This window comes from Thermanaerothrix solaris (assembly GCF_032334255.1).
GTDB lineage: Bacteria > Chloroflexota > Anaerolineae > Anaerolineales > Anaerolineaceae > Thermanaerothrix > Thermanaerothrix solaris.
In genome coordinates this window covers 1,041,431-1,064,411 of the sequence record NZ_JAUHMF010000002.1, presented here as the reverse complement: position 1 = coordinate 1,064,411, position 22,981 = coordinate 1,041,431, and the positions used below count along the sequence as shown (strand labels likewise).

Annotated in this window: 25 protein-coding genes and 3 tRNA genes; 12 read left to right on the top strand and 16 right to left on the bottom strand. The window is 51.7% G+C overall.

Translation table 11 applies throughout. From position 1 onward, the window contains the following. Window positions 1-135 precede the first annotated feature (135 nt). Window positions 136-1,188 (bottom strand): M42 family metallopeptidase, encoded by a 1,053-nt coding sequence (locus QYE77_RS13150; protein ID WP_315625892.1) that lies wholly within the window; start codon window positions 1,186-1,188, stop codon window positions 136-138. 5 nt (window positions 1,189-1,193) lie between these two features. Next, window positions 1,194-1,631 (bottom strand): acyl-CoA thioesterase, encoded by a 438-nt coding sequence (locus QYE77_RS13145; RefSeq protein ID WP_315625891.1) that lies wholly within the window; start codon window positions 1,629-1,631, stop codon window positions 1,194-1,196. Between the two features lie 147 nt (window positions 1,632-1,778). Here QYE77_RS13145 and QYE77_RS13140 point away from each other — a divergent pair, with 147 nt between their 5' ends. Continuing rightward, complete coding sequence (locus QYE77_RS13140) at window positions 1,779-2,192, top strand: RrF2 family transcriptional regulator (protein ID WP_315625890.1); 414 nt, start codon at window positions 1,779-1,781, stop codon at window positions 2,190-2,192. On the opposite strand, the gene surE is transcribed toward QYE77_RS13140, so the two are convergent. Together surE and QYE77_RS13130 are read right to left on the bottom strand one after the other, a co-directional pair. Continuing rightward, entirely contained in the window at window positions 2,189-3,004 is an 816-nt protein-coding gene (gene surE / locus QYE77_RS13135) for a 5'/3'-nucleotidase SurE (RefSeq protein ID WP_315625889.1), read from the bottom strand. The genes QYE77_RS13140 and surE overlap by 4 nt on opposite strands. A gap of 69 nt (window positions 3,005-3,073) precedes the next feature. Further along, window positions 3,074-3,147: transfer RNA gene (locus tag QYE77_RS13130), tRNA-Arg, on the bottom strand. A 254-nt stretch (window positions 3,148-3,401) separates the two neighbouring features. On the opposite strand from QYE77_RS13130, the gene QYE77_RS13125 reads away from it, so the two are divergent. Beyond that, window positions 3,402-4,994, top strand: a complete 1,593-nt coding sequence (locus QYE77_RS13125; protein WP_315625888.1) for a trypsin-like peptidase domain-containing protein — start codon at window positions 3,402-3,404, stop codon at window positions 4,992-4,994. A gap of 157 nt (window positions 4,995-5,151) precedes the next feature. Here the strand turns inward: QYE77_RS13125 and QYE77_RS13120 are convergent, their stop codons facing one another. From QYE77_RS13120 to QYE77_RS13095, 6 genes are all read right to left on the bottom strand, one after another. Further along, window positions 5,152-6,300: an HD-GYP domain-containing protein gene (locus QYE77_RS13120; RefSeq protein ID WP_315625887.1), complete on the bottom strand. Its 1,149-nt coding sequence runs from the start codon at window positions 6,298-6,300 to the stop codon at window positions 5,152-5,154. Between the two features lie 64 nt (window positions 6,301-6,364). Beyond that, window positions 6,365-6,667: a hypothetical protein gene (locus QYE77_RS13115; RefSeq protein ID WP_315625886.1), complete on the bottom strand. Its 303-nt coding sequence runs from the start codon at window positions 6,665-6,667 to the stop codon at window positions 6,365-6,367. Between the two features lie 197 nt (window positions 6,668-6,864). Then, complete coding sequence (locus tag QYE77_RS13110; protein ID WP_315625885.1) at window positions 6,865-7,035, bottom strand: hypothetical protein; 171 nt, start codon at window positions 7,033-7,035, stop codon at window positions 6,865-6,867. A gap of 231 nt (window positions 7,036-7,266) precedes the next feature. Beyond that, on the bottom strand, window positions 7,267-10,503 hold the full coding sequence (locus tag QYE77_RS13105; RefSeq protein WP_315625884.1) for a tetratricopeptide repeat protein: 3,237 nt from the start codon (window positions 10,501-10,503) through the stop codon (window positions 7,267-7,269). Between the two features lie 128 nt (window positions 10,504-10,631). Next, window positions 10,632-10,709: transfer RNA gene (locus tag QYE77_RS13100), tRNA-Val, on the bottom strand. Between the two features lie 466 nt (window positions 10,710-11,175). Beyond that, the gene (locus tag QYE77_RS13095; protein WP_315625883.1) at window positions 11,176-11,388 is read right to left on the bottom strand and encodes a LuxR C-terminal-related transcriptional regulator; all 213 of its coding nucleotides are present in this window, start codon (window positions 11,386-11,388) and stop codon (window positions 11,176-11,178) included. Between the two features lie 146 nt (window positions 11,389-11,534). Here QYE77_RS13095 and QYE77_RS13090 point away from each other — a divergent pair, with 146 nt between their 5' ends. The 5 genes from QYE77_RS13090 (at window position 11,535) to QYE77_RS13075 (ending at window position 13,739) form a co-directional block, all read left to right on the top strand. Then, entirely contained in the window at window positions 11,535-11,804 is a 270-nt protein-coding gene (locus QYE77_RS13090; RefSeq protein WP_315625882.1) for a hypothetical protein, read from the top strand. 31 nt (window positions 11,805-11,835) lie between these two features. Continuing rightward, window positions 11,836-12,132 carry a helix-turn-helix domain-containing protein gene (locus QYE77_RS15410; RefSeq protein ID WP_399390448.1) on the top strand — a complete coding sequence of 99 codons (297 nt, stop codon included), beginning with the start codon at window positions 11,836-11,838 and terminating at the stop codon, window positions 12,130-12,132. A gap of 769 nt (window positions 12,133-12,901) precedes the next feature. Continuing rightward, window positions 12,902-13,111 carry a helix-turn-helix domain-containing protein gene (locus QYE77_RS13085; protein WP_315625881.1) on the top strand — a complete coding sequence of 70 codons (210 nt, stop codon included), beginning with the start codon at window positions 12,902-12,904 and terminating at the stop codon, window positions 13,109-13,111. A 375-nt stretch (window positions 13,112-13,486) separates the two neighbouring features. Continuing rightward, on the top strand, window positions 13,487-13,618 hold the full coding sequence (locus QYE77_RS13080; RefSeq protein ID WP_315625880.1) for a hypothetical protein: 132 nt from the start codon (window positions 13,487-13,489) through the stop codon (window positions 13,616-13,618). Continuing rightward, complete coding sequence (locus tag QYE77_RS13075) at window positions 13,605-13,739, top strand: hypothetical protein (protein ID WP_315625879.1); 135 nt, start codon at window positions 13,605-13,607, stop codon at window positions 13,737-13,739. The genes QYE77_RS13080 and QYE77_RS13075 overlap by 14 nt, the downstream gene beginning before the upstream one ends. Before the next feature lie 33 nt (window positions 13,740-13,772). Here QYE77_RS13075 and QYE77_RS13070 read toward each other — a convergent pair whose 3' ends face one another. From QYE77_RS13070 to QYE77_RS13060, 3 genes are read right to left on the bottom strand one after another with little or no spacing between them, the layout of a single operon-like run. Further along, window positions 13,773-14,732 (bottom strand): ATP-binding protein, encoded by a 960-nt coding sequence (locus QYE77_RS13070; protein WP_315625878.1) that lies wholly within the window; start codon window positions 14,730-14,732, stop codon window positions 13,773-13,775. 14 nt (window positions 14,733-14,746) lie between these two features. Continuing rightward, window positions 14,747-14,947, bottom strand: coding sequence for a MoaD/ThiS family protein (locus QYE77_RS13065; protein ID WP_315625877.1), 201 nt, complete (start codon window positions 14,945-14,947; stop codon window positions 14,747-14,749). A gap of 54 nt (window positions 14,948-15,001) precedes the next feature. Beyond that, the gene (locus QYE77_RS13060; protein WP_315625876.1) at window positions 15,002-15,553 is read right to left on the bottom strand and encodes a mechanosensitive ion channel family protein; all 552 of its coding nucleotides are present in this window, start codon (window positions 15,551-15,553) and stop codon (window positions 15,002-15,004) included. 344 nt (window positions 15,554-15,897) lie between these two features. Between QYE77_RS13060 and QYE77_RS13055 the strand changes: the two genes are divergently transcribed. Genes QYE77_RS13055 through QYE77_RS13045 form a run of 3 tightly spaced genes read left to right on the top strand, consistent with a single transcriptional unit; the run spans window position 15,898 to window position 19,522 of the window. Continuing rightward, entirely contained in the window at window positions 15,898-17,448 is a 1,551-nt protein-coding gene (locus QYE77_RS13055) for an acyl-CoA carboxylase subunit beta (protein ID WP_315625875.1), read from the top strand. A 30-nt stretch (window positions 17,449-17,478) separates the two neighbouring features. Next, on the top strand, window positions 17,479-18,990 hold the full coding sequence (accC, locus tag QYE77_RS13050; RefSeq protein ID WP_315625874.1) for an acetyl-CoA carboxylase biotin carboxylase subunit: 1,512 nt from the start codon (window positions 17,479-17,481) through the stop codon (window positions 18,988-18,990). 25 nt (window positions 18,991-19,015) lie between these two features. Beyond that, on the top strand, window positions 19,016-19,522 hold the full coding sequence (locus QYE77_RS13045) for a biotin/lipoyl-containing protein (protein ID WP_315625873.1): 507 nt from the start codon (window positions 19,016-19,018) through the stop codon (window positions 19,520-19,522). Window positions 19,523-19,616: 94 nt separating this feature from the next. Here the strand turns inward: QYE77_RS13045 and QYE77_RS13040 are convergent. Continuing rightward, a tRNA-Ile gene (locus QYE77_RS13040) sits at window positions 19,617-19,688 on the bottom strand. 174 nt (window positions 19,689-19,862) lie between these two features. Here QYE77_RS13040 and QYE77_RS13035 point away from each other — a divergent pair. After that, on the top strand, window positions 19,863-20,078 hold the full coding sequence (locus QYE77_RS13035) for a cold-shock protein (RefSeq protein WP_054522216.1): 216 nt from the start codon (window positions 19,863-19,865) through the stop codon (window positions 20,076-20,078). A 51-nt stretch (window positions 20,079-20,129) separates the two neighbouring features. Here the strand turns inward: QYE77_RS13035 and QYE77_RS13030 are convergent, their stop codons facing one another. Beyond that, entirely contained in the window at window positions 20,130-20,732 is a 603-nt protein-coding gene (locus QYE77_RS13030; RefSeq protein ID WP_315625872.1) for a YdcF family protein, read from the bottom strand. Between the two features lie 16 nt (window positions 20,733-20,748). Next, window positions 20,749-21,921: a MalY/PatB family protein gene (locus tag QYE77_RS13025; protein WP_315625871.1), complete on the bottom strand. Its 1,173-nt coding sequence runs from the start codon at window positions 21,919-21,921 to the stop codon at window positions 20,749-20,751. A gap of 108 nt (window positions 21,922-22,029) precedes the next feature. Between QYE77_RS13025 and QYE77_RS13020 the strand changes: the two genes are divergently transcribed. Then, window positions 22,030-22,971 (top strand): class I SAM-dependent methyltransferase, encoded by a 942-nt coding sequence (locus tag QYE77_RS13020; protein WP_315625870.1) that lies wholly within the window; start codon window positions 22,030-22,032, stop codon window positions 22,969-22,971. Window positions 22,972-22,981 lie beyond the last annotated feature (10 nt).

The following is a 22,981-nucleotide window of genomic DNA, read 5'->3' as shown; positions in this document are numbered from 1 at the left end:
TCACCGGAAACAACACTTTATCATGGGGAGCGCTCATTGCTCCGCCCTGTGTGTAATTCTACCAGAGTTTAAAGGCTTGTCGAGAGCCTCCTTTATAATGACGTAAAAGGTTACCATCTCTTGTTTCCGACGCTGCTATGGGTTCAAAAAATAAGCCAGCAACCAACGCGTGGTCGCTACCAAGGCTTCCGCGTGGGTGCGCTCATAATTGTGAGAGGCATCCACTCCCGGCCCGATTAGAGCAACCGGCGCATTTCCACCTGCGCGCCAAAATGCACCACCATCGGAGCCGTAATAGGGGTAAATATCCACCTTATATGGAATCTGATAGTGCTCGGCGAGTTGCTGCAACCGTAGACTCAGCCCTCGATCATATGGCCCTCCGGAATCCTTGACGCATAACGTGGCATGAAATTCATCCGAGGTCTGCCCTTCACCCACAGCGGCCATGTCCACGACGACCATTTCTTTTAAATCCGAGGGTAGACCTGCTGAAGCCCCATGGCCCACCTCTTCATAGGTACTAAAAAGAGCACAAATCGTATGCCGCGGTTTTAATTGCGCCTGGACTAACGTCTTAAGGGCCGTGACCACACAAGCCACTCCCGCCTTATCATCGAGGTGCCGCGAACGCACAAAGCCTGCGTTCACCTCAACGCGAGGGTCAAACGCCACAAAATCGCCCACCTCAATCCCTAAGGCGCGCGTTTCATCAGCACTACTGGTACGAACATCTAAGCGAACCTCCATGTTCTCGGCCTCGCGCGGCATTTCGGCAGTGCGCTTTCCATAGACATGTGACGATGCCACAGTGATCAACAAACTACCGCGATAACGCCGCCCATCGCGCGTAAAGATTGTGCAACCCTCCGTCTCAACGGTGTTCCAGGCGTAACTCCCAATCGGGGTCAATTTTAAACGTCCGTTCGGCTTAATTTCCTTGACCATTGCCCCCAGGGTATCAAGGTGTGAGGCAACCACCCGAGGTGCTGATCTGTCTTCCCCTTCCAGCCAAGCCAATAGCGCCCCTTTAGGAGTTCGCTCTATATGAACCCCTTTCAGGCCACTTATAGTCTGTTCCAGATACGCCACAGCCATATCAGTAAATCCGGTAGGACTGGGCACATTCAATAAACCAGTAAGAAACTCTATCAATTCGTCTTCTTGGATATCTGGTAAGGTTTCCATACGAATCACCCTTCAGCGTAAGCCGGAATGCCTTCAAAGGCTGCAATGGTTTCACGCCAATGCCGACTCAAAGGAATGCTGGTCTGAGAGTGGTAATCATAAGCCACCATTACCACTTCAGCCTGGGCTTTTATCTGCCCGGTTGCAGGATTCTCAATCACATAAACCATTTTCAGGCTCTTATTCCCCAGGTGCACTGTCTTAACCCCAACCCTCAATTCTTCCATTAAGGCAATTGGGGCACGATAAGCAATATGAATATCGGCGACAATCAAACCCAGATCGAGAAATGAGTGACCATCAAACAGACCAAGGTGGATCAAATAGGCTAGGCGGGCCTGTTCCAAGTACGTAAGGAAGCGCGCATTATTAACATGCCACTGGGGATCCAAATCCCCGTAACGAACTTGAATCGGATAATAGAAGCGGAAATCCACGTTCATGTTACGCATTATAACGGCAAGACCCAAACTACGTCAAAGGTCATCCTTCCAGGATGACCTTAGTCACTTGTTACAAGGGGCACAAATGCATAAACTAAATAATGTAGATAATTTCTACCCGTATTTCTGAAAAGAGGGATAGCAACAATGCAAATTACACGACAAGCTGACTATGCCTTACGCGCAATTTATTATTTAGCCCAATTAGGGCCTAACCAGCGGGCGGCAACCAGCGAAATCGCCGAACAACAGAATATTCCGCCTTCATTCTTAGCCAAAATCATCTCGCAGCTTTCGATCGCCGGTTTGATTCACACCTCACGAGGCGCACGGGGAGGCGTTTCATTGGCTAAACCGCCGCATGAAATCACCGTGCTTGAGGTTGTTGAAGCCATTGATGGGCCGATTATGCTCAATGAGTGCACCCAGTCGCCAGATGCTTGCCCCTTCGGTGAGAATTGTGCATTGCGCCCGCTCTGGTGCGATGCCAAGAGCGAATTGGTTGAGCGTCTGCGCCGCGCCACCTTTGCTAATGTAGCCGCCACCTCTGCCGCTGGTTAACCCATCTGGTCCCGACGCAGATGCGCCTCCAGAGAGTGAAGAGGATAACGTGCCGTCATATCCAGGGTCAGAGGGGTAACCGACACAACGTGCTCATATAGCAGCGCGTAAATATCAGAGTCTTTTGGTACTTCATCAGGTGAAACCTGCACCCGGTAACCTAAAGGGGCTTCCTCATCCAGCCCGCCTCGACGGGTGGAGTAAGGTACGTAATAGCGGTGTAGTGCTAATCGCGTCACTCGCCATGGTGTTTCTGGAGTAGCCGAGGCGGGAATCTCAACTTTAAGAATTTGCACATCGCCAGGCAAACCAGATCGCAAAATGCATTGGGCAAAATAAGCGGTAAAGTGCGCGGCAACCGAAAAATCAACCTCGGTTGAATGAGATAGATGATTTTGAATCCCCGTTTGAAGCGATACGGCCAGGGCTGGAATACCAAAAGAGGCTGCCTCCATTGCAGCGCCAATCGTGCCTGAGATGGTGATTCCAGTACCTACATTCTCACCATAATTAATCCCTGAAACCACCAAATCGGGGTAACGAGGCATCAGTTCTAAAATGGCATGATCAACGGCCTGAGCAGGCGACCCGTTCACACCATACGCCTCCCAAGTTCGGCCGCACATGTCCCGCACCCGTCGTTCAATCCGCCCATTCATGAAATGAGGCATGCTTCGCCCCGCACCCGTAGATTGAGTCAGCGGTGCGGCGATGGTAACATCTCCCACGACTGCCAACGCACAGGCGGCGGCCCATAAACCCGGCGACTCTACTCCATCGTCATTGGTGAGTAAAATCAAAGGCTTTTGCATCTTCTAACCCCTTGAGAATGGAAATTACCAGAATGAAAAAGAGCGGTTTCCAAACCGCTCCACCATCTGTGCCCTCGGCGTGACTCGAACACGCAGCCTTTTGCTCCGCAAGCAAACGCTCTATCCATTTGAGCTACGAGGGCGTCTTGCGTCCATAATATACCGCGAGGGCGCAGAATCGTCAAGTGCTATGCCTTAAATAGCAATAGTAGCGCTTATGAAAATGGGGACACCTGATGGTAACCCGAGGTTAGATTTTATTTTATGATAAATTTAGTTAATTTTTGCCCTAATTAAGATAAAATAGAGCTCAGCATGCCTTGGGTGATCTAACCATTGGGGGCAATTATGGGGGCGCTTTGAAGGAATGCTTATTCCATACCATAGAAAGGATAACATGATGTCTCTAAAACGGGCTACTATTTTGCTTATTGTTGCCTTGGTACTTGCTGCCTGTTCGGGGTCGTCACCATCCACTCCTACTGCAGTTCCAACAACTCAAGCCCCCGCCCCAGAAAGCACTCCCACTCCCCAAGGCCCCCAAGCAGTCAGCCAAATTGAGGATCTAAAAAAAGCCACCATCCAGATTGAAGCCCAGGGCACTTTTGTGGATCCCGAAGTCGGATTGATGCTCAATGTCGCCGGACGCGGTTCCGGCTTCATCATTGATCCTTCAGGCATTGCGGTTACGAATAACCACGTGGTCACCGGTGCCGCATTGATCAAAGTATGGGTAGGGGGCGAGACTGAACCGCGTAATGCGCGTATTCTGGGCGTTTCAGAATGTTGGGATTTAGCCGTCATTGACATCGAGGGGGATGGCTTTCCCTATCTGGCGCTTCATGAGGGGGAGATAAACCCCGGGCTGGAGGTTTATGCCGCCGGTTTTCCGCTCGGTGACCCTGAATACACGTTAACCAAAGGAATAGTATCTAAGGCCAAAGCCAATGGGAAAACTTCTTGGGCCTCCATTCCTGCTGTCATCGAACATGATGCGCGTATTCGGGGTGGCAATTCCGGCGGTCCACTGGTAGATAATCAAGCCCGCGTTGTGGGGATTAATTACGCTGGGAATAATGTCTATGACATGAATTTTGCCATCCGCGCCCAAGATGCCATGACAGTTATCGAAACCTTACGCAAAGGCCAAGACTTTGAATCCATTGGCGTAAATGGTCAGGCCGTGATGAGTGAAGATGGGAGCTTGAGCGGAATCTGGGTTGCTTCAGTCAAATCAGGCTCTCCCGCGGGTAAGGCTGGCGTCCAAGGTGGAGACATCATTACTCGTATGGAAGGGTTGGTTCTTGCCACCGACGGTACGATGAGTGATTACTGCGACATTCTGCGTACCCGCAGTTCCGACAGCCCGATCGCCATTGAGGTCTTGCGTTTCGATACTCAGGAAGTTCTCTCGGGTGAACTCAACGGGAAGCCCCTAGAAGCCAAGTTCTCCTTTGCCCAAGAACTGGGTGGTGAAACCTCAGACACAGGCTCTGCTGCCACAGATTACATCTTAGTTCAGGATAACTCGGGCGCCATTCAGGTCGCTATTCCCTCTGCTTGGAGCGAGGTAGATGGCTCACCATGGGTAGTGGACGATGAAGTGATCGGGGCAAGCATCACAGCAGCGGCAAATTTGAACAACTTTGTTAATTATTGGGATGAGCCCGGGATCTTCTTCGCCGTTTCCGATCGCGTGGCCCAATTGGCAGGCTACATTCAGTTACTTGACGCCTACCGCGATAGTTACCGAAACGAGTGTAAATTGCAGGGCCGGTATGACTACGAGGATAGCGCTTTTGAGGGCGCTTATGATTACTATATCAACTGCAGTGGGGCAGGAAATGCTTTAATCGTGCTCACGGCGCGACCCAAACAAAACAAGACCGCCTTTTTGGTAACCTTCATTTTTAACGCGATGAGCGATAACGATTGGATTGCCCTCGATCAGGCTTTGAACACCTTTGACGTCGTGAGGGCTTTACCCTAAAGGTCATTTCGGTAGTTTACATAACGACTTGGGGCATCCGACAGCAGTTACACATCCTGTCGGATGCTCTCGAATTATAAAAATTTTGGAAAGGTTTTAAACCCGTCGAGCGCAGGAAAACCTGCGCCCGACAGTACCCCGGTTCTGGTGCAACGCTTTACTCCCCCTGGTTCGCGTTAAACCCTTCTTCATGGATCAGCGCCACAAAAGCCTCTACAATTTGTGGATCAAATTGCGTACCGGCACAGCGCTGAATCTCTTCTAAAGCCACCTCTGCAGAACGCGCTGGACGGTAGGTACGTCCGCCAGTAATGGCTTCAAAAGCATCCACAACCGCCAAAATGCGCGATCCTAATGGAATTTGATACCCCTTCAATCCATGAGGATAACCAGTCCCATCAAAATGCTCATGATGACAATGGATGATCGTTGCAACCCCGTTTAAACCGGTGACAGTTTGCACAATCTGTGCTCCAATTTCGGGATGCCGCCGCATCAGCCTCCACTCATCTTCGGATAGCGGCTCGGGTTTCTGCAAAATCTCGTTAGGGATTCCCACTTTGCCTAAATCATGGAGCAATGCCGCCAATCCGATCGTCTTAACCTCTGTAGGCAAACACCCCAAACGTTCGGCAAGTCGTTCAGCCATCTGAACCATGGTTAGGCTATGTTGGGTAATAGATAAATCATAGTGCTCAATGCTCTTTGAGAGCATGAGAACATCATTATACAAAGGTGGACGCAGTTCTGGATGCAAGGCAAAGGCTAAAATGGATTGTGCATAACGAGCCAACAGAGCCGCTAGCCTCAATTGACCGTCGTGAAAACGCGCCGATTGTTTGACCCCGATGATCAGCACGCCCTTCTCAGCAGAGGAATCCTCACCGATTGCCGCAATAAACAAAGCATTAGCGTCATGATAGCGTAAAGTCCGCCCTTCATCCAGGCTTAGGAAATCCTGCTCACGCGAAATCAGCAAGGGTTGTCCTGATGAAACCACCTGATGATATAAACGCTGAGCATAGAAGGGTTCTGCTAACCGTCGCAAATGACCACCGCCATCGGCGAAAGCCACAGCACGCGTTTCAAACCCCCATTCTGACCCCAACACGACCACCTTGCAAAAAGCTACACGGGTTACACTAACCACACACGCCGCCAAGCCGGATAACGCTACCCCCAAGGCATCCTCATAGGTGGGCATGGCAGGGGCAAATGACGCCGTAGTCGGCTCAAATCCGGTGGTGGTCACCGATTCGGCCACTATACGACGCAGTTCACCCGTATCCGGAAGACGTGTATCCATCGAAGGCATCCTTAGGTCAAATTCGTTATCCTGCCGCAAGCCGGTTACACCTCACCGCGCCGGATCAATGCACACCCACCGGGATAGGGATTTCAACCCGCAGCGGCATCTCGTGCGCCAGGAATTGGGCTGCAAAGTCGCTCAGCGTTTCCGCTTGAATGCTGCAAAAGCGTTCCATCATCTCAGCGGAAAATGCAAATGACTCGCCATTGTAACCCTGGGCAATCGCCGAGGCAGGATCTTGAAGCAGTTGATCACGGAAGCGCTTACTGACCACCGCAGCACAGAAGAGGCGGCTTACCTCGGCTTCGGTTTGGGTCTTGCGATAAGTTACGGTTGGGGTTCCAAAATCCATCGCGTAACGCATTTTTACCTCCATTGGTATTAAGCCTAAAATTTTGCTAATCAAGTTTGTGATACAACTTATGCCTAAAACAAAAACTGCGGGTTTTGGTCCTTTTGGACCAATCATTAACCCCGCAGTTATTTTCAACGCCCTGTTGAGGCGCTAAGTAGCAATTACTCGTTCGAAAACGCCTACTTACTACCCTCAATCAACCTGTCTTAACGCACCGTGTCACCACTTGCTTGAGGGGAACGCCGTACTGTATCACCACTGGCTTGAGGAGAACGCCGAACTGTGTCACCACTTGCCTGAGGGGAACGTCGCACCGTATCACCACTTGCCTGAGGCATTTCCATTGCTACATGCACCGAAAACAGGGACGTTTTCATGCTCCAATCTCCTTTCGCCTTCTTTCAGGTTCAAATTCTTCGTTTAGTATGCAATCCTTCAGGATGCAAACCAGGCTTCAAATGAGGCTCATTTCCCCATCAAATTGTTAACAATGAGTAAAGAGTTCAATCCAAGTCTCAACTCAATTTAAAACCTTGCAGAGACGACAACCCCACCATCCCCTAAGGGCTTTCGCCGCATTACCAAATAGAATTCAACCCAACAAGATACTAACGAATAAGGGCTTCAAATAAAGACTGAGTCTGTAGCGAGGGCGCTGTGTTTAATTCTTCCGAGAGCACCCGCCGGCAATAATCGTACTGGCGCACCACAGCAGCTCGATTTCCCATGGCGGCATAAGCCTGCATGGCCAAACGGTGTGCTTCTTCAAAACACGGATCTTCTTGGAGAAGTTGTTGCGCACATGTTAATGCGCCCTGGGTATCACCCTGTTGCAAGTACAATTCCCCCAACTTTAAGACAACCCCGGTATAGGCATTGAACAGGCGCTGACGTTCAATCAGAACCCAAGTCTCATCCAAGCCAGGTAAATAGGGCCCTTGGTAGTAGCGCAAGGCATTTTGATAGTGAAGGATTTTTTGCCGTGGATCGCTACTCCGTTCAGCATGGTAAATTTCGCGGAAAAACTGCTCGACGTCATACTCATAATCCAAATCAGTATTGAAGCGATAAATCCCATCCTGAAAAAGAACGACATCCTTGCCTACTGCGCGGCGCAAGCGATAAAGTGTGTTCTTGAAGCGAAGGTGCAATTCATGCGGGGAGCAATCACGCCAAAAGACATTTCCGACGATTTCGCGCGTCACTCCATCGGGTCGAGTTAGCAAATAGAGAAATAGATCCCGTGCACTTTGCGTTTGCCAATCCCCAATAGTTAAGACACGGTTATTAAGTTTTATTTGTATTTTTCCAAGAGTCTGGATAACTAATAATGGGCCGATAAAAGGAATCGTTGCAGCCTGTCGGCGCAAACGGCGGCGCAGAACATTCAATTGGACATCAAATCGCTCTAAACGAACAAGCAATTCATTTACCAATCCCGATAACCTATCATCGTTAACCAAAGATAATAGGATAGGACGGGATTCCCGAACCAAACTGAGAATACCAGGGGGTGTATCTCGATTTATCAAAGAGGATATAAAGTTCAAGACGTCTCGCCGCAAATCCTCAGTATGCGGTAAAAGATTCCAACGAGCCAGCAAGAGAAAAAGGCGAGCGCGCAAAGCCTCTGAAGTATGCCCTTGTGACTCGAAGAAATCAGCTGCGAGTTGCAGATCTTGAATCGCTAATGCAGGGTTTCCATTGAATAATTTGAAGCGCCCATTTTCTAAACGACATAAGTTCTGCTCGTAAGCAGAACCGCTTTCTTCGGCCATTACCCAAGCCTGCTCTAAAAACGGCTTAGCTTGAATAAATTGTCCTTGTAGATCCAGCATTGCTGCTTGATTCAATTGAAGATAAATGCTCAAAAAACGGTCACCCAACCGTCCTACTATGTGATTGGACTGTTGATAAGCCTCTAAGGCCGAATTCCATATACCAAGATCACGGTAGAGATCCCCAATTGAGGCTAAAGCATAAGCCTCCATCCGCAAGTAGCTGCTTTGACGCGCATATTCGACCGCTTTTTCCAAAGTAACAAGCGCACCCTCATAATCCCCCATTTGTCTTTTGAGATCTCCCAAGTTATTAAGAACATTTGCCAATCGTACAAAGTTATTGGTGGATAACCAATGATTAGTCGCTTGGGAAAACAATCTTTCAGCTTCCAGATGATTACCTAACGCCGAATTAATAGTACCCATTTCCATTAAGGAAAATGCAATGAAATTAGACTCTGCAGTTCCTTCGAAGTACCGAAGGGATTGTTCAAAAGTAGCTAAGGCCTCACGCATATATCCTTGATGGTATAGAATGATGCCTTTTTGTTGCAAGGTAATTCCGAATAGTTTTTGAGAATTAGGACAGTCACCCACTAAGGAAAGGGCTTCATTAACGTCACTCAATGCCCCGTTGTATTCTCCAATCCGTCGTAGGGCTGCAGCGCGTCGCACCAATGTCTCAACCCGTTGGATTTTCTGGTCTTCCGAATAAAGATTAAGCGACTGATCTAAATAAGCTAAGCCTTCATGAACGCTTCCCTTGATAAGGCATAAATTCCCTTTCAATGAAAGCAAAAGTGGATTCTGTTGAAAAAGAGTCTCCGGCAACTCATCCAGCCATTGTTGTAAGGTGATTAACCTTCCGTCTTCAAAGAGCTCCGCCCCAATTTCCTCTAACAACGGTATGGTTTGGTCCACTCGCCCTAGCCGGCGGTAAAGCATGTAAATGCGTTCCCACGCCCGCTGTTGACGATAGCGTTCACTTAATCGCGCTACCAGCCGTTCGGCTTCCTCGGGACGTTCGGCTAATAACCGCTGCTGTAGAAAATCGGCAAACAAATGATGATAGCGATACCAAACCCGTCCCTCCCCCACCGGTGTTAAAAAGAGATTCTCGCGCAACACCGTATTGATGAGGGCATTCCAATCCGCCTGAATGCCTAACGCCTCGCCAATAACTTCCTTGCACTCCGTGGCATCAAACTCTTCTAATAAAGAGGAATGGAGCAAAAAATCACGCAATTCAGGTGGCTGACGTTCTAGCACTTGGGTCGCCAAGTAATCATACAGCCCAACCGAGGCAATCCGCCCCCGGCGCAGGCGATCCAAAATACCCATATCGGCCAATTGCGAGGATAATAACAGACCTGTAATCCAACCTTCAGAGAGCCGCGCTAATTCATAGGCCACACTCTCCGGAATGGCTTGACGCAAAGTCTGCCCGAAGAAGGCTTGTACTTCTTGAGGGGTAAAAGCCAAGTCCTCCGCCCCTAAACCTCCTACCAACGAACGGGCCACCATTAGGGGAAGATCGGGCAGAGCAATCAGCGTGCGTGAGGTGAGGATCACGTGGCAATTTTCATCGCTGTCCTGGACCAAACGACTGATAAAATAGGCAATCGGTTCACTTTCCTCGATCAGGTGATAATCATCCAAAACGATAACAAAGTGTTCATTGATCGCCTCAAACATGTCCTGGATAACGGCACTGACCATCGTATCCAGGTTTAATTCCCCCTCCGCCATGTTTTGTAATACTGCGCGCGAACGCTTGCCGAAGAGAGGAAACTGCATTGTAATGGAGGCCACCAAATGGCTAAGAAACCGGATTGGTTCGCGATCTAAGACATCCAACGCATACCAGCAAAAAGGCCATTCGGTATGATGGGCAAAATCCACTACTAGCGAGGTTTTCCCGTACCCGGCTGGTGCGGCGATAATAATCAACTTATATTCTAGTAACTCGTGGAGCGCGTCAATTAATCGAGACCGGCTTAGGAGGTCATTTCGTCGGCGCGGGACAAAAATTTTGGTCGGCAGGATGGGAACCGGTGCGTCCATAGCAAGCCTTAGTGAAAAATCAGCGTGCTCAATGCCCGCGGAACCTCAATAAGAGCAAAAAATAAACCGCTTTTATAATAACACAAAACCTCATGGCTGCATCGTTATGCGTTCGGCCATGAGGTCTCTGGTGGGCGCGGAGGGTCTCGAACCCCCGAACCTCACGGATGTGAACCGTGCGCTCTAACCAACTGAGCTACGCGCCCTTGCGATCGTGATTATAGCAAAACACCCCTGGTTTGACAAGCATTTCGAACCCCCTGTTAGCGCAACGTAGTAAAGTCCCCTTTGTGCAACGTTAAAATGTCCCCTTTGAAGGGAAACACAAACATGGATGAACGAATGAAGATGAGTAACATGCGCCAGGCGGGGCAGGGCGCGGAGCGGAGCGGAGCGCCCGCCCCGCCAGCGAGCGAAGCGAGCGATGGCGCAGGGAGTGTGGCGGGCAGGTGCACAGAGGGCGCGGAGGCCGTGAGCGAAGCGAACGGACGGAGCGCGGACAACTGGCGAACGAATAGGGGCGGCGAAGGTTCTAAGAGAAGAGCGGAGCGGTTCAGCAACCTGAGCCGCCCCGTCAAATGAGTGAGCGTGCACCTGCCCAGGGGGAGGGTAGAGGGTGGGGGGTTTGGGGGGAGTGTCTCCCCCCATGTTTAGGAGTTTGTGCGAAGCGGTTCATTTAGGGAGGCGGATATAGACATAAGGCTTAACCACGATCGTGGTTATAGCCTGGATGGTGGATTGGGTTTGGGTTTTGGTGCGGATGGCCAGGAGATGGGCCTGGACTGTAGCCTGGCTAACCTTGAGGTGGTAGGCGATTTGCCTTTGACTATAGCCACGGGCAAGTAGGAGGATGATTTTTGCTTGTGTGAGGGAGAGGGTAAGCATGGGATGAATCATTGCCCCCCTTGTGGGTTGGGTGGGTTAGGGACAAGGGGGGCTATGGAAGGAGGAGGTAACTAAGTTTAGCACACACCCATATATGGGGGCAAGTGTAGAATATACGTAATTAATCCCATATATGGAGGTTCACCATGGAAAGACGTTCAAAGGTGCACGTTGATATGATGGTGTTAGGGCGGTTGATCAGGCTTTTTGATGAATGGCGACTAGCGGCTAACCGCAAGGGGGAGGTTACACTTTCGCTTGATTTGATGGCTTATGATGTGTGCCGTGTGGTGGATCTTGATCCACAGGTGTTTTTTTTATTGGCCTTTGAGGATGGCGGGGAGCGGTGGGAAAGGGTTAGGGATTTGGTGGCTAAGGGGGATGAATTGGGGGGGCGTGAGGTGAGTTATTCTTGAGAATGGGGCGGGGCTTAGGGTTTTCCGCATTTTGCTCACGCCCTTTGATCTTCAGATTCTAACCTGGCTGGCGCAAGGGTTATCGGTTGCGGAGATGGCGGCTCTATCGGGGCGGAGCAAGCGCACGGTTGAGTTTCACCTTTGGCGGATGCGGTTAAGGGTGGGGGCACGGACAAACCCGGGGTTGGTCTATATTGCCTGTTGCTATGGGGTATTGTCGACATCACGGCGGGCTTTATCTCATCTTGAATCTAAGGGGGTGCGCCCGACCCCCGAGCGGAGCGAGGGGCGGAGGGGCAAAGCCCGCGTCCCCCCTAGTCCCCCATAATCCCCCCGCCCCCATGTTTGAGATACCTTTTTCGGGGGGTTGGGAGGTGTGGGGGGTGGGGGTTTGGGGGCGGGGGGAGGGGGGAGGGGGGGCGGCGCACCCCCCGCCCGACCAACGGGAGGGCGGATCAACACCCCTGACCCTGAAGGCCTACCCTGACCCTGAAGGCCTACCCTGAAGGCCTACCCTGAGGGCCTACCCTGAGGGCCTACCCTGGCCCTGAGGGCCTACCCTGAGGGCCTACCCTGAAGGCCTACCCTGAGGGCCTACCCTGACCCTGAAGGCCTACCCTGAGGGCCTACCCTGACCCTGAGGGCCTACCCTGAGGGCCTACCCTGACCCTGAAGGCCTACCCTGAGGGCCTACCCTGAGGGCCTACCCTGAAGGCCTACCCTGAGGGCCTACCCCCCTGAGGGCCTACCCTGAGGGCCTACCCTGAAGGCCTACCCTGAGGGCCTACCCTGACGAGGTATAGGCTGAGGGGGGTTTGGGGGGAGGCTTGCCTCCCCCCATGTCCGATTTACCTTAGAGGGTGGGGGGCGGGGTGTGGCAGGGATGGCTCAGATTCAAGCGACATGGCCAAAAGTCGCTTCTGCTTGCTCTGCTGCTTGCTCTGCTGCTTGCTCTGCTGCTTGCTCTGCTGCTTGCTCTGCTGCTTGCTCTGCTGCTTGCTCTGCATCTCATGCTTAAACTTTAATTCATGCTTATGTTCTATCTCATGCTTATGCACAATCTCTTGCTTAAGTTATCCCATCAGGGAAACACAAACATGGATGAACTACTGAAGATGAGCAACCCAGAAATCACCCGTCTAGAAACAATGCAAAGGATCAAGGAGAAACGCTTGACGCAAATCGAAGCTGCCCGGCTGCTGGATTTGAGCGTGCGGCAGATCAAGCGGCTGTATCGTGCCCACAAGACCCAGGGTGCGGCAGGCTTGGTGAGCCACGGCGGGGTAAACCCAGCAACCATCGCCTGAAGGAGGAAACGCAGCAGAAAGTCCTTGACCTGCTCTATCAACGCTACGCCGACTTTGGGCCGACCTTAGCCCACGAGAAGCTGACTGAGCAGCACCATCTCTCTATCTCACGGGAAAGTAGTGTGCGCAAGATCATGATCGCCGAAGGCTTGTGGAAGCCAAGGCGGGCGAAGAGACCGCCGCTGCACCCGATGCGCCAGCGGCGTCCAATTCAAGCAGACGATTTACCCAATCCAATCTGACCGCCCTGCCTATGCCCTGCGCCATGCCTGGGTCACCGTCTGCGAAAACCCCCACGGCGACGTCACCATCCTCTACCAAAACCAGCCCTTAGCTTACTCGATTTACCAAAAGCCTGCTCGACAAGCCGACATCGTGGATACCAAAACCCTCGACCGCCAAATCAAAACGCCGCCATCCCCTGCTCCCAACCACCCCTGGCGGCGCTATGGACACCATCTCAACGGCAAACCTATTCAAGAGGCTTCACCCCATGACGCTGACTGAAATCGCCCGTCTGTTGCCTTTGCTGGCTCTACTCAAGCAGGCCAGGCTAATCCGCTTATCCCAGCCCGGTCTGCCCTCCACCTCTTCTCAACCCTTTTGTTGGAACATCTCTAGGTTGTAATTCGGGGGACATTTATACTTTGCATTGAGATGTTCACTTAGGCTGCACCGGCGTCCCCAGCGTTCCCAGCGACTCACTCTCGAACAAGCGGCAGTAGGCACACAAACCGGGTGATGTGGTAGGTTGACCGCACCGAGGGCAGGGGTGTAATTCGAGCGGGATTTCTTCCTCACGGGGAAGAATTAACTGCCCGGAATCACGCGCCTCCAGAAAACCGAGGTAAAAGCGCAGTTTTGCCCCCGGTTCAACTTCTTCCAACCGATTGAGCAGATCTTTATAAAGCAATTGTTTACTACCCTCAGCGAAGGGACATTCATCTTCAATATAGGCAATACCCCGTACCAGAGAGTAGGCTGCAGTTTCGCGTTCGCTGAAGCGACAGAAAGGTTTGACCTTACGGGCAAATCCCGGCGATTCAGGCAATACGGGGGATTGACGCCGCATTTGCTCCAAATTCCAATGAAAGACGTTTCCAAACAGAAACGCTACTTCGTCATCCAGGTTATGGGCAGTAGCGAGGACATTAAATCCCAAGTCCAATGCGGCTTGATTCATATCATGGCGCTTAATTAGCCCACATACTGCACAGGGTTTATCGCGTCCACGACGAGTGCGCCGGGCGATCTCGGGCACCGTCTCGCCATGCACTTGCGCCACATTGATCACGTGAAGTACTAAACCGCGCTGTTCGGCAAACTCGCGTGCCAAGCGCTCTGATTCGGTTGAGTATTGGATCCCCTCATCAATTCCCAAGTGGATATACAGACCCTCCGCATGGTAACCTAACTGCCACAGCACATCCCACAAAGCCAGTGAGTCCTTACCCCCCGAAACAGCCACCAATACTTTCTCTTCGTGGGTAAACATGTGGTATTTCTCAATCATGCGCTGAGTCTGCTGAACGAACCACTCGATATAATGCGTCCGACACAGTGCTAGCCGGTGCTGGCGCATCCGAATGACAGCACGCTCATCACATTTGTGACATCTCATCGAAACATGCACGCTCACCATCCACCTCCAGAGATTGAGGGGACAATCTTGACCACATCGCCATCTCTTAACACATCGTTCTCATTAAGCAACTCGCCGTTGCGCACAACCAAGTGCGACTCGGGAGATAGGTTTAAGTGTTTCAAAGCCTCCTTGACCGTCATTGTCCCTTCAAGTTGATATTCTTGCTTGCGCAAGATCAACACCACCGCCATATTTCGACCTCCTATATCGGAATTTAGATTTTAACACATTTTTGTCGTCAGATTTTATTCAGGTTCCTGCACCACCCCACCGGCCAGGTGCGGTTTGCTGAGGTTAACCACCATGCGAATCTCACCATTGGGTAAGATATGGATATTTCCTTCTCCATCTCGCACTCGAGTTATCCGCAAGGTCATTTCCTCTACCACGCCTTCGTGGTCTCCAATTCGAATTGTATCCCCCAGCTCAAATTGTCCTTCCAGAAGGATAAAGACTCCGTTGATGACATCGCGCACCAGTGTTTGGGTCCCTAGAGAGAGAGCCAATCCTAAAACACCTGCGCCGGTCAAAAGAGGCAAGATATTAATGCCCATCGTGTGCAACACCATAAGCAACGCCAACACAACAATCACTACATTGACAGTGTGTTGTCCAAGTTGAACGAGAGTATGAATGCGCCCCTTACGTTGCGGTAATGCCACCCATCGCGTCAACAGCCGTTTCTCAAGGGCATGAAAACCGGAGACGCTCAGCCTCTGAGCAATGATCGCCAAGATGATAATGAATACCGGTTTCGCCAATAAGGCCACTACTTGAACCAACGAAAACCCCAACATTTGCTACCTCCGTTCACAAGGGTCATAGAGACATAACAAAAAAAGGCACTGCCAACTGAATCCCTCGCCACCAGTTCCAAGTATATCAAAGTGGATTTCGTTCCAAAGAAAGTTTGATAGATTTTGAGGGTTCTATCGAAATAGGATAAACAGCGTCATATATTCCAGAGCAGGAATATTGAGACGGCTACCAATGAAAACGCTCTACGTAAACTGTTTCTTGGCTCAAAACCCCGCAACGAAACACGTAAACGGGGTTAATTTGATTAGGTCAAGGATGCACAGGCATCCAAGCACATTGAAGAGAGCCACAATGCCCATCCTGAAGATTAAGATATCCCGCCATGAGTGATAACCCCAAACTCCAACGCTTACGCACGCTCAAGGCCCAAGCCCGCCTAGGAGGCGGCATTGAACGGATTGAGGTTCAACATAAAAAAGGACGATTAACCGCCCGCGAGCGCATTGATCTTTTACTTGATCCCGGTTCATTCCGTGAACTCGATACACTGGCACTTCACCGCTGCCATGACTTTGGCCTCGATCAGCAACGTTACTTGGGTGATGGGGTCGTGACCGGCTGGGGGACGATCGAGGGCCGTCAGGTTTTTATTTTCTCCCAAGATTTCACCGTGCTCGGGGGCAGCCTGGGTGAGATTCATGCGCAGAAAATTTGCAAGGTGATGGACTTAGCCATGAAAAACGGTGCTCCCCTGATCGGTATTAACGATTCGGGTGGGGCACGCATTCAAGAAGGGATAGATGCGCTGGCCGGCTATGGTGATGTGTTTTTGCGTAACACCTTGGCTTCAGGGGTCATTCCTCAAATTTCTCTGATCATGGGGCCCTGCGCCGGGGGGGCGGTTTATTCGCCCGCCTTGACCGACTTCATCTTTATGGTCCGCGGTTCATCGCAAATGTTTGTCACCGGTCCTGAGGTCGTGAAAGCAGTCACCCACGAAGAGGTCACTTTTGAACAATTGGGAGGGGCGGATGTTCACGCCCAACTCTCCGGCGTTGCGCACCGCGTTGCTGAGAGCGAAGCCGAAGCTCTATCACTCACCCGTCAACTGCTCGGTTACCTGCCTTCCAACAACATGAGTGACCCGCCTTTTGTTGCCTCTTCGGATGATCCCGCACGCACGGAAGAAGCCCTCGATGATTTGGTCCCGGATGACCCTTCGCGCGCTTATGATATCAAAGCCGTTTTAAACCTCATCGTGGATGATGGGCAATTTTTTGAATTGCAAGAATCTTTTGCTCCCAACATTGTTATCGGATTTGCCCGCCTTGGAGGTTACAGTGTAGGTATCATTGCCAACCAACCTGCGGTATTGGCTGGGGTGCTCGATATCCATGCTGCTGAAAAGGCTGCCCGCTTTGTCCGCTTCTGTGACGCTTTCAATATTCCACTGGTTACTTTTGTGGATGTGCCCGGCTTTATGCCTGGCACAGCCCAGGAACATGGGGGGGTGATTCGCGCCGGGGCAAAACTCCTCCATGCCTATTGTGAAGCCACCGTGCCTAAGCTCACCGTGATCACGCGCAAGGCTTACGGTGGGGCTTATATCGTGATGAGCAGCAAGCACTTGCGGTCGGACCTTAACTTGGCCTGGCCTTCCGCCGAAATCGCCGTCATGGGCCCCGAAGGTGCCATGAACATTATCTTCCGAAAGGAACTGGAAGCCTCTACAAACCCCACCCAACGCAAGGCAGAACTGGTACAAGAATATCGCGAGAAATTTGCCAATCCCTACGTAGCGGCAGCACGAGGGTACATTGATGATGTCATTGAACCCCGCGAAACTCGCCCACGCCTGATCGAAGGCTTACAAATGTTGATCAACAAACGCGATACCAATCCACCTAAGAAACATGGCAACATTCCTTTGTAACTAACCTGAGGAGACGGCAAAGGAGGCCCAATGTTTAAGAAAATTTTGATTGCTAACCGCGGCGAAATCGCCGTTCGTATTGCCCGCGCCTGCCGAGAATTAGGCATTCAAAGCGTAGCGGTTTACTCAGATGCTGATCGCCAGGCTCTCCACGTGCGTTATGCCGATGAGGCTTATTACCTCGGCCCATCACCGGCACGCGAATCCTATCTCTGCGCAGATAAGATTTTAGCCATTGCCCGCAAATGCGGCGCTGATGCTATTCATCCCGGTTACGGTTTCCTGGCCGAGCGAGCCGATTTTGCTCAGGCCTGCCAGGATGCAGGAATCGTCTTTATTGGGCCCAAACCCTCGGCCATTGCCGCAATGGGTGATAAAGCCGTGGCTCGCGCAACTGTAGCCGCCGCCGGCGTTCCGGTCGTGCCCGGTACTGAGGGAGAAGGCAACCTCAGCGATGAGGAACTATTAGCCATCGCCCCCCAAATAGGCTTCCCCCTGCTCATCAAAGCCACCGCTGGTGGTGGGGGCAAGGGCATGCGCGAGGTGCACTCGCTAGAAGAAATGCCGGATTTGCTAAAATCCGCGCGGCGTGAAGCCGAAGCTGCGTTTGGCGACGGTAATATTTACCTTGAAAAACTCATCCCTGGTGCACGACATATTGAATTTCAAATTCTGGCAGACCAGTTCGGGAACATCGTTCATCTGGGTGAACGCGAATGCTCCATCCAACGCCGCCATCAGAAATTGGTGGAAGAATCCCCATCACCCTTGCTCGCCGAAAACCCCGACCTGCGCGCCCAAATGGGCAAGGTAGCCGTTCGTGCAGCCCAAGCCGTGGGATACGTCAACGCCGGAACCATCGAGTTTCTAGTTGATCAAAACCGCAATTTTTACTTTCTAGAAATGAATACGCGTTTACAGGTAGAACATCCGGTTACCGAAATGGTGACCGGCATTGATCTGGTCAAGGAACAGATACTGATTGCTATGGGGCGCCCGTTACGGTTTAGTCAGGAAGACATCCAAATCCACGGAGCGGCTATTGAGTGCCGTATCAACGCCGAAGACCCCGCCCATAACTTTATCCCTATGATAGGACAGATTCGCCATTTATTTACCCCGGCTGGGCCTGGCGTCCGTCTGGATAGCGGAATTTACGCTGGCTATGAGATCACGCCTTATTACGATCCCCTGATCGCTAAATTGATTACCTGGGGGGAATCCCGCGTCGAAGCTATTCAGCGCATGCGGCGGGCGCTCGAAGAATTGCGAATCGTCGGAGTGCAGACCAACATCCCCTTCCACCTGGCGTTATTGAATAACCCCCGTTTCATCGCCGGCCAGTGTGATACTTCCTTCGTAGACAACCATCTACTCACACTCCAAAACAACGATGAAAAAACCGCTGCCCTGCTAGCCGCCATTACAGCCGCATTGGTGACTCACCGCCAACGTCCACAGACTGTTGCACCATCCTATCATTCGGCACGCCCGATCAGCGCCTGGAAATGGGTAGGGCGATGGGAATACGCCTTGCGATAGCTCGATTGGACCATCAAGGGGTAAAATGACCGGCTACGTGGTGCGCATCGGTAATCAAGAGTATCACATCGAGATCCTAGATGATCGTCATGTTCGCATCAACGGAGAAATCATTGAGGTGGATCTGGCCGCCCTTACCGATTCCCCTCTGCTCTCACTCATCGTGAACGGAAAATCCTACGAAGTGCTGGCTTCCCCCCAGGGTGAAGAGTGGGAGATCCACCTTAAGGGACGTACCTACCTCGCTCAAGTTGAGGACAAGACGGCCTACACTTTGCGCAAAGCCAATCCCACCAACTCTACCGAGCGCTCGGAGTATGTCCTTCAAGCCCCCATGCCCGGCTTGATCGTGGCCATTCCGGTTAATAAAGACCAAACGGTCGAAGCCAACGACGTTCTGATTGTTCTAGAGTCCATGAAAATGCAAAATGAATTGCGCGCCCCTCACGCCAGCCAAGTCGTTGAAATCTACGTTAAACCCGGGGAACGCGTGCTTCAGAAACAAAATTTGCTCCGGCTGCGCCCGATTTGAGTTGCCTTTATTTCTCCCGGTTCATGCGATAAACCCGGGGTAAATGATAAAAATTGAATCAAGGTCGCTTTTTCTGTCCCTTTTAAGTTCAAAGTGGGCCCGGCAGGATTCGAACCTGCGACCAAGCGGTTATGAGCCGCCCGCTCTGCCGCTGAGCTACGGGCCCTTTCTAAATCCAAATTATAACACGAGTGCCTACCCCATCAACCACCCTAAAGAAAAAATCTGCCTCTAAACGGCTTGACATTTGTTATATTGCATGATAATCTTGCCTCAACGTGGCCCGTGGTAACGCGCCGCAGGCCCCAGTAATCTCAAAGTACCAAATGGAGTTTAAGGCATGTCTGAACGTTATGTAGGAACTGTCAAGTGGTTCAACCCCACCAAGGGGTACGGCTTCATCGGCCGTGAGAATGGCGAGGACGTCTTTGTCCACTACACCGCAATCCAGATGGCCGGCTATCGCCAACTCAAAGAGGGCCAGAAAGTGGAATTTTCCATTGAAGAGGGGCCGAAGGGCCTGCAGGCAGCACGGGTTGTCCCGTTATCCCAATAAACCACCGCTGGCCAACAGCACACAGGGCTGCAAATGCAGCCCTGTGTTTTATTAATCCCCCCGTATACCTATTACAAAACCTGCCAATTTCACCAATTCACTCAACGTTGTCTCCCATCCCTGCCGGCTGAACATCCACGTCGTCGAACGATACCAGTGTCCCTGCACCGCACGCACTCGGATCTCAATTCCACTTCCTCGATACACCGACCAGAAGATTAACCGCGCCCGAAAGGTATGATAAGGATCCGTAATTACCAGAGCCGATTTCACGCCCAATTGCTCTAAAGTCTCCCGCGTATATCGCGCTTCTTCATACGTGCTACTGGCACGCCCGCGAGTGATGTGAATCGCTTCCCCGGGAATGCCCTTTGAAGTTAACTCATCTGCATTCCAATTCTCTGCGCGTGATCCCTCGGCTTTGGTCAACAACACCACATTCGCCCCGACTTGACGATAAATCCTTACCACTTCTTCCAGACGATCCTTTCCCCCGCCACTCAGTAACACCAACGCCTCCGCAGGTCGCAAAGGATCTGAGGTGATTAAAACCGCCCCTATTCCCCACAGCAAGGCATAGACGAGGGTCAATGCAAGGGGTATACCTAAGAGTATCCCTAAGCACGTCCCAGCATAAGATGGACGTTTAACCATGGTGTACCCAACCCGCTCATGAGACCATCCGGGCTCTTTCCAGCGCCTCTTTCATGCGCATCAAACCCCGCTCCAACACCGCGCGAGGGCAACCAAAATTCAAACGCACAAAACCGCGCCCTTCTTGCCCAAAGTCCCTGCCGTTGTTCAGAGCCACACGCGCTTCGTTCAAGAAGAATTCATAGGGATTGGGTTGCAAATCCAGGTCCCGACAATCCAGCCACGCCAGATAAGTTGCCTCAGGACGATTCATTTTCACCCCGGGTAATTCGTTATGAACAAACTCATACAAGAAATCGCGGTTAGCCTCTAGCACGCCTAGTAGCGCCTGAAGCCATTCTGCTCCCCGGGTGTAAGCGGCTTCGGCAGCCACCAACCCCATGATATTCATACCCCCTCCCAGGTCATGGACAAGTTGCTTAAACGTCTTGCGTAATGCCGGGTCGGGCACAATGGCGAAGGCAAATTTCAACCCGGCCACGTTAAACGTCTTGCTTGGCGACATCAGGGTAACCGTTTTCTGAGCAACGGCCGGATCAAGCGTAGCAATTGGAATGTGCGTATGACCACTGTAGACCAGATCGCAATGGATTTCATCCGAACAAATGAGCACATCACGCTCCAAACAGGCCTCCGCCATAGCCCAGAGTTCTTCCCGGGTGAACACGCGCCCCACCGGATTGTGCGGATTGCAGAGCAAGAACATGCGCGTCTCAGAGGTCAACGCTGCTCGAAAGCGCTCACCGTCTACATAATAGCGACCTTCAGTATCCCGCGATAACGGCAAGCGTTGATCCTTCATCCCGGCTTGGCGCGCCACATTCAGGAATGGCGGATAAACCGGCGTTTGAATCAACAATCCGGCTCCAGGGGCCCTTAATGCCATAGCCACCAGGTTAAACCCACTAACCACACTGGGGACAAATATAATCTCCTCTTCGTTCACCCGCCAGTTATAGCGCGATTCCAGCCAAGCCACTATCGCTTGTTTTAGGCTTGGCGGATCAACAGCATAACCAAAAACCCCATGCTCAACGCGTTGTTGCAAAGCCTCAATCACTGGTGGCGGGGAGAGAAAATCCATGTCTGCCACCCACATTGGGAGAACATCCTCAGCATACACGCGCCATTTAAGACTCTCGGTAGTGCGACGTTCGGGACAGATTTCAAAGTTAAATTTATTCTCCATAGCGCTTACGACCTCAACAGGGTAGAGATACCCGCATTATACTCGCTCAAATCCCATTCTCCGGGTAGTGGTATACTAAAATGCAATCTGTTGTTCCTTTTGACACCCATGGCTTCTCCCATATCAACATCTCGCCCTCAGTCTCATAGCCACACTGCTGCAGTCATTAAACCACCCCAATTGCAGGTGCTCACTTCGCCTGAATGGGAAGATTACGCGCTCCTGGATAGTGGCAACGGACAAAAATTAGAGCGCTATGGGGAATACATTCTAATCCGTCCCGAAGCCGAGGCCATCTGGAAACCCGCTCTACCCGCCGAAGCCTGGTCAAAGGCCCACGCGCGCTTTCAACCCTCTGGCGATGAAGGAGGTGGCATCTGGGAGGTACGACGCCCACTCCCCGAACGATGGCAGGTGGGTTATAAAAGTCTCCGATGTTGGGTGCAACGAAGCACATCCCGTCATGTTGGTCTTTTTCCGGAGCAAGCCAACCAGTGGGATTGGATCCAGGAAGTCATTCGCTCCGCCAAGCGTCCAGTTAATGTACTCAACCTCTTCGGGTACACCGGGTTAGCCACACTTGCCGCGGCCCACGCCGGTGCGAACGTCACTCACGTGGATGCCTCCCGTAAGGCGATCACCTGGGCACACGAAAACCAGATTTTGAGCGGCCTTCAAGATGCCCCAATTCGCTGGATTGTGGACGATGCATTGAAATTCACCCAACGCGAAGCTCGCCGCGGCCGTCGCTATGATGGCCTGATCCTTGACCCCCCAAAATTTGGGCGCGGACCCAAGGGGGAGGTCTGGGAATTCTACAAACTGCTCCCCGAATTACTCCAAGCCTGCCGCGCTGTACTCAGTGCAGAACCGGTTTTTGTCATACTCACGGCTTACGCCGTCAAAGCCTCTGCTATCACGCTTTATTATGCTCTTTCTGAAATCATGAGCACCTGGAAAGGTCAAATAGAAGCAGGGGAAGTGGCTCTCATTGAAACCAGTGGCAATCGCTTATTACCAACGGCCATCTTTGCCCGTTGGTCCGCCTGAACTTATGCCA